At 62.5% G+C, this 15131-nt stretch carries 16 protein-coding genes; 13 read left to right on the top strand and 3 right to left on the bottom strand.

Annotation, left to right across the window (positions count from 1 at the left end):
- Positions 1 to 2: 2 nt before the first annotated feature.
- Positions 3 to 1247: a cytochrome P450 gene (locus ACOVQ0_RS18240; RefSeq protein ID WP_421887816.1), complete on the bottom strand. Its 1245-nt coding sequence runs from the start codon at positions 1245 to 1247 to the stop codon at positions 3 to 5.
- Positions 1244 to 1483: a ferredoxin gene (locus ACOVQ0_RS18235; RefSeq protein ID WP_421887813.1), complete on the bottom strand. Its 240-nt coding sequence runs from the start codon at positions 1481 to 1483 to the stop codon at positions 1244 to 1246. The genes ACOVQ0_RS18240 and ACOVQ0_RS18235 overlap by 4 nt, the downstream gene beginning before the upstream one ends.
- Positions 1484 to 1607: 124 nt before the next feature.
- Between ACOVQ0_RS18235 and ACOVQ0_RS18230 the strand changes: the two genes are divergently transcribed.
- From ACOVQ0_RS18230 to estDL136, 13 genes are all read left to right on the top strand, one after another.
- Entirely contained in the window at positions 1608 to 3266 is a 1659-nt protein-coding gene (locus tag ACOVQ0_RS18230) for a GMC family oxidoreductase (protein WP_421887810.1), read from the top strand.
- 5 nt (positions 3267 to 3271) lie between these two features.
- Positions 3272 to 4366 carry a zinc-binding dehydrogenase gene (locus ACOVQ0_RS18225; RefSeq protein ID WP_421887807.1) on the top strand — a complete coding sequence of 365 codons (1095 nt, stop codon included), beginning with the start codon at positions 3272 to 3274 and terminating at the stop codon, positions 4364 to 4366.
- An 88-nt stretch (positions 4367 to 4454) separates the two neighbouring features.
- Positions 4455 to 5666 (top strand): sulfotransferase family protein, encoded by a 1212-nt coding sequence (locus ACOVQ0_RS18220; protein WP_421887805.1) that lies wholly within the window; start codon positions 4455 to 4457, stop codon positions 5664 to 5666.
- A gap of 25 nt (positions 5667 to 5691) precedes the next feature.
- Positions 5692 to 6453 carry an SDR family NAD(P)-dependent oxidoreductase gene (locus ACOVQ0_RS18215; RefSeq protein ID WP_421887803.1) on the top strand — a complete coding sequence of 254 codons (762 nt, stop codon included), beginning with the start codon at positions 5692 to 5694 and terminating at the stop codon, positions 6451 to 6453.
- A gap of 15 nt (positions 6454 to 6468) precedes the next feature.
- On the top strand, positions 6469 to 7212 hold the full coding sequence (locus tag ACOVQ0_RS18210) for an EthD domain-containing protein (protein WP_421887800.1): 744 nt from the start codon (positions 6469 to 6471) through the stop codon (positions 7210 to 7212).
- A 10-nt stretch (positions 7213 to 7222) separates the two neighbouring features.
- Complete coding sequence (locus ACOVQ0_RS18205) at positions 7223 to 8113, top strand: helix-turn-helix transcriptional regulator (protein WP_421887796.1); 891 nt, start codon at positions 7223 to 7225, stop codon at positions 8111 to 8113.
- Positions 8110 to 8982 (top strand): SDR family NAD(P)-dependent oxidoreductase, encoded by an 873-nt coding sequence (locus tag ACOVQ0_RS18200; RefSeq protein WP_421887793.1) that lies wholly within the window; start codon positions 8110 to 8112, stop codon positions 8980 to 8982. The genes ACOVQ0_RS18205 and ACOVQ0_RS18200 overlap by 4 nt, the downstream gene beginning before the upstream one ends.
- 284 nt (positions 8983 to 9266) lie before the next feature.
- Positions 9267 to 10685 (top strand): cytochrome P450, encoded by a 1419-nt coding sequence (locus ACOVQ0_RS18195; RefSeq protein ID WP_421887790.1) that lies wholly within the window; start codon positions 9267 to 9269, stop codon positions 10683 to 10685.
- Between the two features lie 10 nt (positions 10686 to 10695).
- Positions 10696 to 11028 carry a 2Fe-2S iron-sulfur cluster-binding protein gene (locus ACOVQ0_RS18190; protein ID WP_421887787.1) on the top strand — a complete coding sequence of 111 codons (333 nt, stop codon included), beginning with the start codon at positions 10696 to 10698 and terminating at the stop codon, positions 11026 to 11028.
- 117 nt (positions 11029 to 11145) lie between these two features.
- Positions 11146 to 12018 (top strand): SDR family NAD(P)-dependent oxidoreductase, encoded by an 873-nt coding sequence (locus ACOVQ0_RS18185; protein ID WP_421887784.1) that lies wholly within the window; start codon positions 11146 to 11148, stop codon positions 12016 to 12018.
- A complete protein-coding gene (locus ACOVQ0_RS18180; RefSeq protein WP_421887781.1) occupies positions 12015 to 12434 on the top strand; it encodes a nuclear transport factor 2 family protein in 420 nt (139 codons plus the stop codon). Before ACOVQ0_RS18185 ends, ACOVQ0_RS18180 begins: the two co-directional genes overlap by 4 nt.
- On the top strand, positions 12431 to 13333 hold the full coding sequence (locus ACOVQ0_RS18175; RefSeq protein ID WP_421887778.1) for an NAD-dependent epimerase/dehydratase family protein: 903 nt from the start codon (positions 12431 to 12433) through the stop codon (positions 13331 to 13333). Before ACOVQ0_RS18180 ends, ACOVQ0_RS18175 begins: the two co-directional genes overlap by 4 nt.
- Positions 13334 to 13350: 17 nt before the next feature.
- Complete coding sequence (estDL136, locus tag ACOVQ0_RS18170) at positions 13351 to 14277, top strand: chloramphenicol hydrolase (protein ID WP_421887776.1); 927 nt, start codon at positions 13351 to 13353, stop codon at positions 14275 to 14277.
- Between the two features lie 48 nt (positions 14278 to 14325).
- Here the strand turns inward: estDL136 and ACOVQ0_RS18165 are convergent, their stop codons facing one another.
- A complete protein-coding gene (locus ACOVQ0_RS18165) occupies positions 14326 to 15081 on the bottom strand; it encodes an SDR family NAD(P)-dependent oxidoreductase (protein WP_421887774.1) in 756 nt (251 codons plus the stop codon).
- Positions 15082 to 15131: the final 50 nt, after the last annotated feature.

Raw genomic sequence — 15131 nt, 5'->3', positions numbered from 1 at the left:
CCTTACGCCGCCGCCTGCTTCGCCGCCACGTCCCACTGCAAACGCAGCGCGGTAAAGCCCATCACCGAACCGCCAAACACTGATCCCGCAGACTGATCGTCCGCCAGCGTGAATGCGGGAATCCGGCGCAGCCATTGCTGAAGCGAAACCATGATCTCCCGCTTGGCCAAAACCGACCCGATGCAACGGTGCGGACCCACGCCGAACGTCAGATGGACGTTCACCTCGCGGTCCAGATCGATCACCTGCGGTTCCCTGAATACGCGGGGATCGCGATTGGCAACCGTGTTTGGCAGGACCACGCGATCGTTGCGGCGCAATTGCACGCCCTTGTATTCGCAATCATGCGTCACGCGCCGGAACAGGTTGGACACGGCGTTGATCCGCATCAGTTCCTCGATCGCGCGCAGGAAGGCATCGGGATCGTCCAGTCGGTCACGAAAATGCTTCTGCGCAGCCGGCGTGGTCGCCAGATAGCGCCAGACATAGGCCATCGTGTTGGTCACGGTATCCAGCCCGGCCACGAACAGCAGGAACCCGCAGTTCAGGATATCCTCCCACGAGTGCTGCTGCCCGTTCTCATCACGCGCCGCCACGATCTGCGTAGCGATGTCACTGCCCGGATTGCGTTCCTTCTCGCGGAACAGCGTGTCCAGCTCGGCGTAGATTGCGGTGATGTTCTGCGCCCGCGCCGCCGGATCGGTGCTGCGGAAGAACATGTTGGCCAGCGCCAGAAACGCATCCAGCCGCGCTTCGGGCAGGCCGAACAGGTGCAGGAACGTGGCCGTGGGATAACGCTCGGCAAAGTCGGTGATGAAATCGCATTCACCCCGCGCAGCAAAACCGTCGATCAGCACGGCCGCTCTGCGCTCCAGTTCGGCGGTCATCCCACGCACAGCCGTTGGCGTAAACATCGGGGCCAGCAAGCGGCGGAACACGTTGTGCGCTGGCGGATCAACCCCCTGCGGCTGCACGACCGGGAAGGGTTCGATTGGCGGCACCGGCGTCTGATAGGTCGAAAAGATCGCATGGTTGCGATAGGCCTCAACGATATCCTCGTATCCCAGAAAGACCCAATGCCCGCCGTTATGCGGGGTATAGAAGATGTTGGGCACGCCCCGCCGCACCAGATCGTGCCATATCTCCGCCGGGTCGTTCACACCTTCGGGAATGTGGAACATGTCGAAATCGACCATCCGTTCGGGCGGAACGTGATCGGGCGGCGATGGCTGAAACAACAGCGTCATGCCCCTGCCCCTGCCCCTGCCCCTTCCACCTGACGGCCTTCGGACCGCGCCACGCGCAGCGCGCCTTCAGGGCAGTTCCGCACGGCCAGCCGCACCTTGTCTTCCAGCCCGGCGGGCACGTCTTCCTGCACGATCACCACTTTGCCTTCCACGGCATCGGTCGCAAACACTTCGGGGCACAGATCTTCACATCGGGCATGGCCCTGGCAAAGCGTATGGTTGGCTATGACTCGCATGGTGCGGCCTCCTCTCCCCGCCAGCTAAACCCGCAAGGCGGGCGAACCCAAGCTGATCGACTGCCCCCTCCGCGCCGGACCAAACAGATTGCGCCATCAACGTCGTCCGCCTGATCGGCGCAGGTTGCGGGCAAGGCGCGCGGTGGGCACGATGCCGGGCAACAAGACCAGAAACGAACGGGAGAGCATGGAAAGGCGCGAATTCGACTATGTGATCGTCGGTGGCGGGGTGGCGGGATGTATCCTTGCAAACCGCCTTTCTGCCGATCCACAAGTGCGCGTGCTGCTGCTGGAAGCGGGCGGCGATGATCGCAGCCCGTTGATCGCCGCGCCGGGTGGCCTGCTGCCTATCATGATGTCGGGCGCGCACGCATGGCCCTATATGTCGGCACCCCAAGTGCACCTTGATGGGCGCACGCTTTACCTGCCGCGTGGCAAGGTACTGGGGGGCGGGTCTTCGATCAATGGCATGGCCTATGATCGGGGCTTCCATTCGGATTACGATCGCTGGGCACAGGCGGGCAACCGGGGCTGGTCCTTTGCCGATGTCCTGCCGTATTTCCGCAAGCTGGAAAGCTTCGCTCCGGCGCGCAACGCATGGCACGGCACAGACGGCCCCATTCAGATCACCCGCGCCGCTCAGGATCATCCCTTTGCCCGCGCCTTCATCGCGGCGGGCACGCAGGCCGGATATCCCGTTACCGACGATCTCAACGGGGAAGCGCGCGATGGCTTTGGCGCAGTAGATCTCACCGTCGGGCGCGGACGTCGCTCCAGCGCTTCGTCCGCCTACCTGCGCCCGGTTCTGAAACGCGCGAACCTCACCGTACTGACACAGGCGCACACCCGACGCATCACATTCGATGGCACCCGCGCCACCGGCGTCATCTTCCGAAAGGACGGAACCGCAACACTGGCCACGGCCACGCGCGAAGTCATCCTTTCGGCAGGCGCGATCAACACGCCGCAATTGCTGATGCTGTCGGGCGTCGGTCCCGCAGCGCATCTTGCCGAACATGGCATTGCGCTGGTCCACAATCTTCCCGGCGTGGGACAAGGATTGCAGGACCATCTGGCCACCCATGTCAAAGTCCGCTCGACAAAGCCGTGGTCGATGCTGCGTTTCCTCAACCCCGTGCGCGGCGCGCTGGCGATGGTGCAGTATCTGGCCTTTCGCAAAGGGCCGCTGGCCGATCCCGGCATGTCGGTTGCCTGCATGGTGCGTTCCGATCCGGCGCTTAATGAACCTGACATCAAGATGCTGCTGGTTTCCGCGCTGTTCGGCCAGAACGGGCGCAAGATGGTGCCGATGCATGGCTTTTATGCGCACATCAACGTCGCTCGCCCGGAATCGCGCGGCAGTGTCACGCTTGCCAGTGCCGATCCCGATATGCCGCCGGTGATCGACCAGAACTACAACGCCACCGAAAACGACCGGCGCGTGATGCGCGAAGGCGTGCGTATCGCGCGGCGCATCTTTGACCAGCAGGCGTTCGATGAAATGCGCGGCGAAGAACTTGCCCCCGGCCCGCAGGCCCGGACCGACGAGGAAATCGACGCCTATATCCGTGCCCACGCCGAAGCCGATTATCATTCCACCAGCACCGCACGCATGGGGCAAGACCCGATGGCCGTGGTGGATGATCGCCTGCGCGTTCACGGGTTGCAATCGCTGCGCGTGGTCGATGCCTCGATCATGCCGCACCTGCCCGGCGGCAACACCGCCATTCCCGTGGCGATGATCGCCGAAAAGGCCGCAGACCTGATCCTGCAGAAAGACTGATCGCCATGAAGACAAGAGCTATGGTCTGCCACGCCCCCGGCGCCCCGCTGGTCGAGGAACTGCTTGATCTTGCCCCGCCCGGCCCCGGCGAAGTGTTGATCGAGATTATGGCGAGCGGCCTGTGCCACACCGATCTCAGCCAGTTGGAAGGCGTTGCCGCGCCCTATCCCTTCCCCGTTGTCGTCGGCCATGAAGGGGCCGGGATCGTGCGCGAAGTGGGACCGGGCGTGTCTTCAATCGCACTGGGCGATCATGTCATCCCGCTGGGCATCGGGGAATGCGGCACCTGTCGCAACTGTCTGTCGGGCAAGACAAACCTGTGCGAAGCCTTCCTTGCCGACATGGCAACCCAACCCACACCCTTTTCGCTGAACGGCAAGCCGGTTTCGGCCTATTCGGGCGTCGGCACACTGGCGCAGTTCGTGGTCATGGCAAAGCGCAACGTGGCGGTGATCCGCAAGGACGTGGCCTTCCACGTCGCCTGCACGGCGGGGTGCTGCGTGGCGACAGGCGTGGGTGCGGTGATGAACACCGCCCATGTCGAAAGCGGTGCGACGGTGGCGGTTTTCGGCCTTGGCGGCATTGGTCTGAACGTCGTGCAGGGCGCCCGCCTTGCGGGGGCAACGCGGATCATCGGCGTGGACATCAATCCGCTGCGCCACGAACAGGGCAAGCGCTTTGGCATGACCGACTTCATCGATGCGCGGGAAACCAATGCCGTGGCAGCAATTCAGGCAATGACCGACGGCGGTGTCGATTATGCTTTCGAATGTGCCGGGAATGTGCGCCTGATGGGGCAGGCCTTTGAATCCACGCGCATCGGCTGGGGCAAAACGGTCGTTCTCGGCGTGCCGCCCGATGGCAATGCGATGCAACTGGTGCCGTTCCAGCTCCAGTTGGGGCGCACGGTGCAAGGATCATTCATGGGCAATGTGAAAGGCCGCAGCCAGTTGCCCGGCCTGCTCGATCACTATGCGCAGGGGCGTCTGAACCTTGATGATCTGGTCACCCATCGCCTGCCGATGGCGGAGGTAAACGAAGGTTTTGCGCTGATGAAGCGCGGGGAATCGCTGCGAACTGTCGTCGCATTCTCAGATTGACCGCGATTTGCGGAATTATATTTGCAAAATCCGTATGATGGTGACAAAATGCCGCAAATTGCGAACATAACATCGCCATCAATTACGCATGGCGGCATTTTTGGTCTTCGGGAGAGACATTACCGTCATGGCATCCACCGCCACCATATCCGCACCGGTTTTTGATCGCGAAACCCTGTTGGCCGCCGCGCGCGAACGCACCGGCCTCTCCGATTTTGGCGATACCTGGTTCTTCGAACCGATGGACCAATATATCGCTGCAGCCAATGCAGAAGGGAAGTTGACGCAGGCCGGTTTCGGCGGGCAGACCGAATCGATTCTCAAAGGGCTCGCCAGCCGGTTGCGCATGGTGGACGATATCAAGCGCTACCCTGAAATCCTTGACGAGACGGTCGAAGTCGCCGCCATCATCCTCGGCCTGCCGCGCACCGGCAGCACAATCTTCCACCGCCTGCTGGCCAGCGCGCCGGGGATGACCGCGATCCGCTGGTACGAAGCGCAGAACTATGCCCCCCTGCCCGGCGATGAGCCTGGCAATCCCGTGGCCCGGCGCGCCTATGCCGAAGCGATGATCGAAGGCTGGCTGAACCTCTCGCCCGAACTGGCATCGATCCACCCGCTCGATCCCGATGCGCCGGACGAGGAAATCATCATTCTGGGGCAGTTGTTCATCACCACGATGGTCGAGGCGATGACCTTCATCCCTTCCTTCGCCAAGTGGCTGGATGGCTATGATCAGTCGAAGGGGTACGAAGATCTCAAGACAATCCTGAAGTACCTGCAGTGGCAGGATCCCTCCCGGCGCGGCAAGAAGTGGATCCTGAAAAGCCCGCAGAACCTGCCCTATACCGATGTTATCGCCAATGCCTTCCCGCAGGCGGTGCTGGTGATGACCCACCGCGATCCGCTGGAGGTTGTGCCAAGCTACGTCAGCATGGAAGCGGCGCTGTACAAGTTGAACTCGGTCCATTCGGACGAGGCTGTCGGCGGCTTCTGGTTTCCGCGCCTTGCCAGCTGGATGAAGCGCTTTGAAGAAGCGCGCGCGCGCATTGGCGAGGACCGCTTTATCGATATCGACTACCGCGAAGTGGCCAAAGAGCCTCTCAGGCAGGCGCAGCGCGTGCTGGCCCATATCGGCGTGCCGCTGGACGATGCGATAGAGGCCGCGCTGGCCGAGTTCATGGCAGGCAACAAGCGCGAACAGCGCCCGATGCACGATTATTCGCTCGAACGCTTCGGCCTGAACGAGGCCGACGTGCGCGAAGCGTTCGCTTCGTATCGTGCGCGCTACATCCGCTGACCTGAACAGGCAAAGGACGAAAACGATGACCGATCTTTCGGGCAGGGTGGCGCTGATTACCGGTGCCGGGCAAGGCATCGGACAGGGCGTGGCACTGGCGATGGCAGGCGCAGGCGCTGCGGTGGCGGTTACCGGACGCACGCTTTCAAAAGTGGAAGCAACCGCGCAAATGGTGCGCGAACGCGGTGGCAAGGCGCTGGCGCTGGCCTGTGACGTGAAATTAGCCGAGGATCTGGCCGCAGCGGTCAACGCAACGGTCGGTGAGTTTGGCGGGCTGGATATCCTTGTCAACAATGCGCAGGAAGTGCCGCTGGGCACGCTGGACGACGTGACCGACGAGGCCTTTACCGCAGGCTTTGAATCCGGCCCGCTCGCCACGATGCGGCTGATGAAGCTGGCCCGCCCGCACATTGCTGCGCGCGGCGGCGGCACGATCTTCAACTTCTGCTCATCCGCAGGCATCCGCTGGGACATGACCGGCTATGGTGCCTATGGCGCGGTCAAGCAGGCGATCCGCTCACTCACCCGCGCCGCCGCTGCGGAATGGGGAGGCGAAGGCATTCGCGTGCTGACCATCGCCCCCCATGCTGAATCCCCCGGCCTGAAATGGTGGATCGAAAACAACCCGGAAGAGGCAAAGGCATTCTTCCGCACGATCCCGCTGGGCCGCGTCGGATCGCTGGAAGGCGACATTGGCCGCGCGCTGGTGGCGCTTTCGGGGCAGGATCTGGCCTATCTTACGGGCGCCACGATCCCGCTGGACGGCGGGCAGGCCAACTTCGATTAAGGGTGCGCATCCTTCATGGAAAAAGTCATCGCAGCGTTATGGACACCTGAGGGCGAAGACCACGCCGAATATGGCGCGCGCCTTCTGGCAAGCCTGCCTGCCGCGCTGGCAGCAGCAGGGGCGCAGCACATCCGGCTGAACCTGCGCGACGAGGCTGTGGCCGCAGGCGATGCACTGGTGCAGCGCTGGCAAGCGCCGCAGCAGGCGGCCATCGCGCAGTTCTGGATGCCATCGGCCAATGCCCGCTTCCGCGGTGAAGTGGACAGCGCGCTGGCCGCGCACGGTGCCCGGTTTGCCGCATGGCTCGTGTGTGAATCAACGATCATCGCCAATGTCGATCATCAGCAGGAGCCAAATAGCGTTTCCCCAGGGAAACTTTCCAACAATCCAACCTTTTCAAGAACATGGGGTTGGAGCCAGGCGAGTTTCATCTCTTTCCGCACAGACCTGACGCGGGCCGATGCCATCGCCCACTGGCACTCGCACCACACCCGTGTGGCGATCGAAACGCAATCGAACTTCGAATATGTCCAGAACCTTGTCGTTCGTCCGCTGACCGAAAATGCGCCCGCTTATGATGCTTTTGTCGAGGAATGCTTCCCGCTGGAAGCGCTGACGCAGCCGGAGGTGTTCTTCGATGCTGTCGATCAGCCCGCGAAGTTTGCCGCGAATACGACCGCGATGATGGAAAGCTGCAATGGCTTCATCGATTTCAGCCGCATCGATATCATCCCAACGTCGCAGTTCGATTTTGCCTGATCGCCCCGCCATGACCGATTATTCGCCCAACACGCTCGCCCGCGTGGAAACGCCATTGGGGCGGGCGGAAATCGTTGAATGGCGCTGGCCTGCGATGTTCGATTTCACGCGCCGCGAAGATGAACTGATGGTCGAAATGTCGGTGCCGCCGACATCGGCAGATGCTTCGGCCTGCTTTCCAGAATGGGACAGGCCCGAACTGGATAAACAACGCCGCTGCTTCATGGGAACGCTGTTTACCCGCTGGCCGGGCGTGCTTGTGTCTGGCCGGGCAGAAGCGGGCCATATCCGCGTGGTGCGTTGCGTATTCGGCCCTGATCGTGCCGCGCGCCTGATGGCACTGCGCCCCGATCCTGACCTTGCGTTCCTGCAGGCCATGCTATCGCTGAGCAGCGAAACCCTGCGCACCCTGCTGGGGCTGATCAGGCGCGAATTGCAGAATACGACCGACTGTTCCGAAGCTGCGATTGCCGCGCTGCTCGAACTTGTGGCCGTGGAACTGGAGCGCGTGATCGTGCGCGAGGCCGGGCCTTCGATATCGGCGCGGCTTGCTCCGTGGCAGTTCCGGCGTATCCGTGAACGGCTGGGCCAACCCGGCCCGCCGCCCGCAGTGGGGGAACTGGCGACCATCTGCGGGATCAGTCCGCGCCATCTGCATCGCCAGTTCCATGCGCTGACCGGCAGGACCGTGGCCGACTACATCGAAACGACGCGGATCGAGCAGGCCAAGACATTGCTGGAACGCGGCGCGCAGCCGATCAAGGCGGTGGCGCAGGCCTGCGGCTTTTCCCATCCCAACAGCTTCACACGCGCTTTCCGGCGTACCACGGGCCAGACGCCGCTGGCGTTCCGCCAATCGTCGTGCTGGCAGGCAACCCATAGAGAGAGGATTACCCCATGACCCAGAACAAGGTCGCCATCGTTACCGGCGCGAGCCGTGGCGCGGGCGCAGGCATTGCGCGCGGCTTTGGCGAACTGGGCTACACCGTATATGTCACGGGCCGCACGGTGACTCCGGGCGACGCCAAGGGCTGGGACGGAACCGTGCTGCCGGGCACGGTGGCGGAAACGGCGCAGCGCGTTACCGAAAATGGCGGCAAGGGCATTCCGGTTGTGTGCGATCATGCCGACGACAGCTCTGTCGCGCAGCTTTTCGAACAGGTCATGGATGAACAGGGCAGGCTGGATGTGCTGGTCAACAATGCGGCCTATATGCACCGCCAGTTGATTGAAAAGATGCCGTTCTGGGAAAAGGAACTGGACGCGCAGAAGATCCTCGATGTGGGCCTGCGCAGTGCCTATGTTGCCAGTTGGCACGCTGCGCGGATCATGGTGCCGCAACGGTCGGGCATCATCGCCATGACGTCGTCTTTCGGGGCGAGCTGTTACATGCACGGCCCTGCCTATGGCGCGCAGAAGGCCGGGTTGGACAAGCTGGCGCACGATATGGAGCACGATTTCCGGGGCACGGGCGTTGCCGCCGTATCGCTCTGGCTTGGCCCGCAAGTGACCGAACGGTCGCAGATCGCGGTAAAGACCAATCCCGAACAGTACGAAGGCTTTCTGGCAATGGCCGAAAACCCGGAGTTTTCCGCCCATGTGATCGATGCAATCGACAAGGCGGCGAACCGCGACGAGCTTTCAGGGCAGACGCTGATCGTTTCGGAAATCGCGAAGGAACTGGGCGTCACCGATCGGGGTAACGAGCGGCCTTCGCACCGCGAAATGCTGGGCAGCCCGCGTCCGAAGAACCCGGCCGCGGTTTACTGATTGGCCTTTGTTGGCCGGTAACCAATGCTTTGAAGCGTCGTCATCCTGAACTTGGTTCAGGATCCATTTTGCCGATCGAACCGCCGCTTCAGGTCACAAATGGATGCTGAAACAAGTTCAGCATGACGGTGTGGGTGTTGGAGGGGTATCTCACAGGCTCATCTTGTGATCTTGTGCAGATCACTGAGTGATGCCTTTGGGACACCGATGCGTGACGGCCCGATCCATCAGGAATAGCCTTCTGCCGTAAAGCCGGGCCAACCGGCGATGACGGGAGAAATGGCATGGCAAGTGCTGCAAGTGCCGCTGGCGGTCTTCCCTTGCTGGATGGCGGTGCGCCGTTCCTTGGCCATCTGGCGCAGTTTTTCCGCGATCCGGTTTCCGTGCTCAAACGCGGATACAAATCGCGCGGGCGCATGTTTGCCATGAACTTCATGGGCCAGCGCATGAACGTGATGCTGGGGCCGGAACACAACCGCTTTTTCTTCGAAGAGACAGACAAGCTGCTCTCGATCCGGGAATCGATGCCGTTCTTCCTCAAGATGTTTTCGCCCGATTTCTATTCCTTCGCGGAAATGGACGAATACCTGTGCCAGCGCGCTATCATCATGCCCCGGTTCAAGGCGGCATCGATGAAGCAATACGTGCCGGTGATGGTGGAGGAATCGCTCAATCTGGTGGCCCGGCTGGGCGATGAGGGCGAGTTCGACCTGATCCCGACGCTGGGACCGGTGGTGATGGACATTGCCGCGCACAGCTTCATGGGGCGCGAGTTCCACGAAAAGCTGGGGCATGAGTTTTTCGATCTGTTCCGTGATTTTTCGGGCGGAATGGAATTCGTGCTGCCGCTGTGGCTGCCCACGCCCAAGATGGTGAAATCGCAGCGCGCCAAGAAAAAGCTGCACGCCATCCTGCAATCCTGGATCGACAAGCGCCGGGCAGCGCCGCTCGATCCGCCGGACTTTTTCCAGACGATGATCGCCACGAAGTATCCCGATGGCAGGCCGGTGCCGGACGAAATCATCCGCCATCTGATCCTGCTGCTGGTGTGGGCGGGGCATGAAACCACCGCCGGGCAGGTGAGTTGGGCTTTGGCCGATCTGCTGCAAAACCCCGGCTATGCCCAAGTGCTGCGGGACGAAATCGGCGGTTTGCTGGGTGGCGGAGATGGCGGCAACCTGACGTGGGAGCACGCCATTGCGATGGAGAAGATGGACCTTGCCCTGCGCGAGACAGAACGGCTGCATCCGGTGGCCTATATGCTTTCGCGCAAGGCTAACGCCGATATCAAGCGCGAGGGTTACACCATCCGCAAGGGCGAATTCGTGCTGCTGGCACCCTCTGTCAGCCACCGCATGGAAGAGACGTTCCGCAATCCCGATGCATATGATCCTGAGCGGTTCAATCCGGCCAACCCCGATGCCCAGACCACCAGCAATTCGCTGATCGGCTTTGGCGGCGGGGTGCATCGCTGCGCGGGCGTGAACTTTGCGCGCATGGAGATGAAAGCGCTGGTGGCAATCCTGCTGCAGAACTTCGACATGGAACTGATCGACGAAGTGAAGCCGGTGACCGGCGCATCAACCTATTGGCCCGCCCAGCCCTGCCGCGTGCGCTACAAACGGCGCAGGACGAGTGGCGAGGCAGGGGCCGTTGACGTGGCAGCGCTGGCCAGGGCGGCGGGATGCCCGGCCCATGCATGAGGGGCGTTGAATGGCCAAAGTAACCTTCGTCCAGCCTGACGGATCGCGGCGCACATGCGTGAATTTCGAAGGCATGACGCTGATGCAACTTGCCGTCGGCAATCTGGTGGACGGGATCGACGCACTGTGTGGCGGGATGATGCAGTGCGCCACATGTCACTGCTATATCGACCCGGAATGGCTTGACCGCACCGGAGCGGCGCACCCCGATGAGCGTGAGATGCTGGCAGCGATCGAGGGCGTGGACGTGCGGCCCGAAAGCCGCCTGTCATGCCAGGTGCAACTGGGCGAAGAGTTGGACGGGCTGATCGTTCACATTCCGGCGGAGCAGCCGGGAATATAGCAGGCTGTCAGCGCACCCGCTGCGCATCCTGTTGACAGCCTGCGCGCTTATCATCAATATGCGTAAATTATATAACGATGTATCACCCTTTATCGGGTGATGAGAGGAACGCATCCCATGACTGCGGACATGCAGCCTGCGCCTTTTGCGCAAGCGCTGGATTTTACGGGCAAGACCGTGCTGGTCACGGGCGGCGGCGTTGGCATCGGACACGCCATAGCCAAGGCGTTTTACGATGCCGGGGCGCATGTGGTGATTGCCGAAATCGATCCGGTTCATGCCGATCAGGCCGAAGCCGCGATGCCCGGTGCGCGGGTGATCCGCTGCGATGTGCGCCAGCGCGGCGTTGGTGCAATGCTCGCCGAACGCATCGGGGCTGAAACGGGCAAGCTGGACGTGCTGGTCAACAATGTCGGCCACTTCGTCCATGCACGACCCTTTGCCATGCTTGCCGACGAGGAAGCTGACGAGATCGTCGATACCAATCTGGGGCAAATGCTGCGCATGACGCGGGCGATGATCCCGCTGCTGCGCAAGGGCGGCGCGGGTTCCAGTATCATCAACGTTACATCGATAGAGGCGCATCGCGGCATTCCCTATTGCAGCGTCTATGCCGCGGCAAAGTGGGCGGTGACGGGCTTTACCAAAAGCCTTGCGCTGGAACTTGGCCCGGAAGGCATCCGTGTGAACACCATCGCGCCAGAGACGACCGATACGCCGCAAGTGGCGCTCGATTACATGATCCCGCCCGAAAACCGCGCGCATGAAGAGCGGTGGATTCCGCTGGGCCGGTTCGGCCAGCCATCGGATTGCGCGGGCGCGGCGCTCTATCTGGCTAGCCCGCTGGCGGCGTGGGTTACCGGCACGGCGCTGCACGTGGATGGCGGCGCGCTGGCAGCGGCGGGGTGGTATCGCACACCGCAGGGCGAATGGACCAATGTGCCGCTGATTTCGGGCAATGGACTGGTAATTCCGGGCACCGTGGCATGAGCGACCTTGCAGCATTGCGCCGCGCGGCGGAACGCTATGCCCTTGGGGCGGACCGGCGCGACAAGGCGCTGTGGCGTGAAGTGCTGGCCGATGATGTCGAGATCACCGGCCCCGGCTTTGCCATCAGCGGGCTTGAGGCCAATCTTGGTTCGATCGACCATCTGGCGCACACTTTCACCGCAACGCGCCACATCGTTCACGACATGGAGGTGATCCTGAATGGCGACAGCGCCGAAGGCGAAACACGCTCCACCGCCGAACACCGCATGGCGACGCCTGAGGGCGACATGCTGCTGCTCTGGGCGATCCGCTATCAGGATCAGTGGCGGCGCGAGGGCGATAGCTGGAAATTCACACGCCGTGCCCTGATCGTGGATTGGGAAGAGCTGCGGCCCTTGAAAGGAACTTTTGCATGAAGATTCTGGTGGTTGGCGGCACAGGCGCGCTGGGCGGCCATGCGGCGCTGCATCTGGCGGCGAAAGGCCATGATGTGACGATCACCGGGCGCGGGACGGGAGCGCCTGAGGGCACGCCGCTGATCACGCTCGGTTTTTTACAGGGCGATTATGTGGCGGGCGATTTCACGCCGGACCGGCTGCGCGGGTTCGACTGGGTGGTGTTCGCGGCAGGCAACGATCCACGCCACGTGCCACAGGGTGAGGACTTTGGCGCGTGGTTGCACAAGGCCAACCATGTGGCTGTGCCGGCGCTGTTTGCCGCTGCGCGCGAAGCAGGCGTAGCGCGCGCGGTGCAGCTTGGCAGCTTCTATCCGCAGGCCGCGCCCGAACTGGTGGCGGGCAATGTCTATATCCAGTCGCGCCTTGCCGCCTGCGAGGGCGCGCGTGCGCAGGGGCGGCCCGGCTTTGACGTGGTGAGCGTGAACGCGCCTTTCATGGTTGGCACCGTGCCCGGCCTGCCCAGCGCGATCTTCGATCCCTATGTGCAGTGGGCCAAGGGCAACATCCCGATCCCGTTCTTTGCCCCCACGGGCGGCACCAACTTCATGTCATTCCGGTCGCTGTCCGAAGCGATCGAAGGCGCGCTGCTGCGGGGTGAGCCGGGCAAGGCCTATCTGGTGGGGGACGAGAACCTTTCGTTCCGCGAATACTTCCAGTTGTTCTTTGATGCGGTAGACAGCGATGTGGTGCTGGAGGAGCGCGACGAGGAACTTCCGCTGTTGCCCGATGTGGCCATTCCCCAGGGGCGCGGCAATACGATCAGTTATGAACCCGATGCTGGTGAAACCGCACTGCTCGGCTATCGTCGGCATGATGTGGCGGCTGCCGTGGCAGAAATTGCCGCGCAATTTGGCTGAACCGGGAGAGAGACAAGATGACGCTTAACCCTCAGGTCGAGGCGCTGCTGGGCTTTTTTGCGCAGATGCCGCCGGTCGATTATGACACGATCACCCCGGAAGCACTGCGCGAAGCCAATCGGCCCATGCAGATGGGGCCGCCGCCTGCGGTGGCCGAAGCGCGCGATCTGTCGCTCGATCTGCAGGGTCGCACGATTGGCGCGCGGCTTTATGTGCCCCAAGGAGCGGGCGAAAATCCACCCTTGGTGCTGTTCTATCATGGCGGTGGCTGGGTCATCGGCAATCTGGAATCGCACGATGCCACTGCGCGGGCACTGGCGCGGGCGAGTGGGGCGGCTGTGCTTTCGGTCGATTACCGGCTTGCGCCAGAAACCAAATTTCCCGGTCCGCTGGACGATTGCTATGACGCACTGCTGTGGGCGGTGGCCCATGCGGGCGAACTGGGCATTGATCCGGCCAAGCTGGCGGTGGCAGGCGACAGCGCGGGCGGCAACCTTGCCGCTGCGGTGGCGATCCGCGCACGCGATGAAGGCGGGCCTAAGCTGTCGCACCAGTTGCTGATCTACCCGGTGGCCGATGCAGATTTCGAGCGCGAATCTTACGGCGCGAACGGCGGAGGGGCCTATTTCCTGTCCACCGCGATGATGCAGTGGTTCTGGGCGCACTATGTGGACGATGTGGACGCACCGCATCCCCATGCGGCGGTTTTGCGCCATGACAATCTTGCAGGATTGCCGCCCGCAACGGTGCTGGTGGCGCAGTATGACCCTTTGCGCGATGAAGGGCTGGCCTATGCCGATGCACTTGCGGCAGCGGGGGTTGAGGTGGAGAGCGAAGAAGCGCCGGGGATGATCCACGGCTTCTTTTCGATGTTCGAAGCAGTGCCCGACGCCATGCCGTTTATCGAGCGTGCGGGCGCAAGGCTGAAGGTGGCACTGGCCTGATGGCCATTGCGGACCGGGCAGCCAGCATTGTGGCTGCCCGGCGGAAGATCAAACAGCAGTAGCGCCGCCGTCGATCACCATAGCGTGACCGGTAACGAAGCTGGCTGCGGGCGAGCAGAGCCACACCACCGCTTCGGCGATTTCATCGGCGGTGCCCATGCGACCCATCGGGGTCATCGCATCGATCACTTTCTTCATTTCCGGGCTGGCGACGAGCGGCGCGGTCATTGGCGTTTCGATCACGCCGGGGCAAACCGCATTGACGCGAATGCCCGCCTGCGCCCAGCGCAGCGCGCCGTGGCGAGCAAGGCCGACGACGCCATGCTTTGCCGCGACATAGGCAGGCTGGCCGCCATTGCCGACGATCCCGTTGATCGACGCGGTGTTGACGATGGCACCGCCGCCGCGCGCCATCATGACTTCGGCTTCTTCGCGCATACACCGCATCACGCCCGACAGGTTGATGCCCATGTTGCGTTCCCAGATTGCATCATCATATTCATCATCGCCCAGACGGTTGATCCCGGCGTTGTTGAAAGCGCAGTCCAGGCCGCCAAAGGTTGAAACCGCGGCGGCGACCATTGCCTTCACTTCATCGGAGTTCGACACATCGCAGCGCTGGAACGCAGCCTTGCCGCCTGCCGCTTCGATCAGGCCGACAGTTTCGGCGCCGCCCGCCTCGTTCACATCGCTGACAAGGACGCTGGCACCCGATCGTGCGAAGACCAGCGCTGCGGCGCGACCGATGCCACCGCTTGCGCCAGTGACGAGCGCCACTTTGCCATGAAGGCCATAGTCGATCATTTTTGCGAATCCTCTCCGTCTATTCGTATTTTTCACCGTATTGTATAACG

The sequence above is a fragment of the Novosphingobium sp. genome (genome assembly GCF_049240505.1).
Lineage (GTDB): Bacteria > Pseudomonadota > Alphaproteobacteria > Sphingomonadales > Sphingomonadaceae > Novosphingobium.
Note: the sequence above shows the minus strand (reverse complement) of the source record. Positions and strands in the feature narration are given on the sequence as shown.

Bases quoted from the DNA above. Each gene is read 5' to 3' on its own strand.
- ACOVQ0_RS18240 (WP_421887816.1), bottom strand. From the start codon at position 1,247: ATGACGCTGTTGTTTCAGCCATCGCCGCCCGATCACGTTCCGCCCGAA.
- ACOVQ0_RS18235 (WP_421887813.1), bottom strand. From the start codon at position 1,483: ATGCGAGTCATAGCCAACCATACGCTTTGCCAGGGCCATGCCCGATGT.
- ACOVQ0_RS18225 (WP_421887807.1), top strand. From the start codon at position 3,272: ATGAAGACAAGAGCTATGGTCTGCCACGCCCCCGGCGCCCCGCTGGTC.
- ACOVQ0_RS18220 (WP_421887805.1), top strand. From the start codon at position 4,455: ATGGCGGCATTTTTGGTCTTCGGGAGAGACATTACCGTCATGGCATCC.
- ACOVQ0_RS18215 (WP_421887803.1), top strand. From the start codon at position 5,692: ATGACCGATCTTTCGGGCAGGGTGGCGCTGATTACCGGTGCCGGGCAA.
- ACOVQ0_RS18210 (WP_421887800.1), top strand. From the start codon at position 6,469: ATGGAAAAAGTCATCGCAGCGTTATGGACACCTGAGGGCGAAGACCAC.
- ACOVQ0_RS18205 (WP_421887796.1), top strand. From the start codon at position 7,223: ATGACCGATTATTCGCCCAACACGCTCGCCCGCGTGGAAACGCCATTG.
- ACOVQ0_RS18200 (WP_421887793.1), top strand. From the start codon at position 8,110: ATGACCCAGAACAAGGTCGCCATCGTTACCGGCGCGAGCCGTGGCGCG.
- ACOVQ0_RS18195 (WP_421887790.1), top strand. From the start codon at position 9,267: ATGGCAAGTGCTGCAAGTGCCGCTGGCGGTCTTCCCTTGCTGGATGGC.
- ACOVQ0_RS18190 (WP_421887787.1), top strand. From the start codon at position 10,696: ATGGCCAAAGTAACCTTCGTCCAGCCTGACGGATCGCGGCGCACATGC.
- ACOVQ0_RS18185 (WP_421887784.1), top strand. From the start codon at position 11,146: ATGACTGCGGACATGCAGCCTGCGCCTTTTGCGCAAGCGCTGGATTTT.
- ACOVQ0_RS18180 (WP_421887781.1), top strand. From the start codon at position 12,015: ATGAGCGACCTTGCAGCATTGCGCCGCGCGGCGGAACGCTATGCCCTT.
- ACOVQ0_RS18175 (WP_421887778.1), top strand. From the start codon at position 12,431: ATGAAGATTCTGGTGGTTGGCGGCACAGGCGCGCTGGGCGGCCATGCG.
- estDL136 (WP_421887776.1), top strand. From the start codon at position 13,351: ATGACGCTTAACCCTCAGGTCGAGGCGCTGCTGGGCTTTTTTGCGCAG.
- ACOVQ0_RS18165 (WP_421887774.1), bottom strand. From the start codon at position 15,081: ATGATCGACTATGGCCTTCATGGCAAAGTGGCGCTCGTCACTGGCGCA.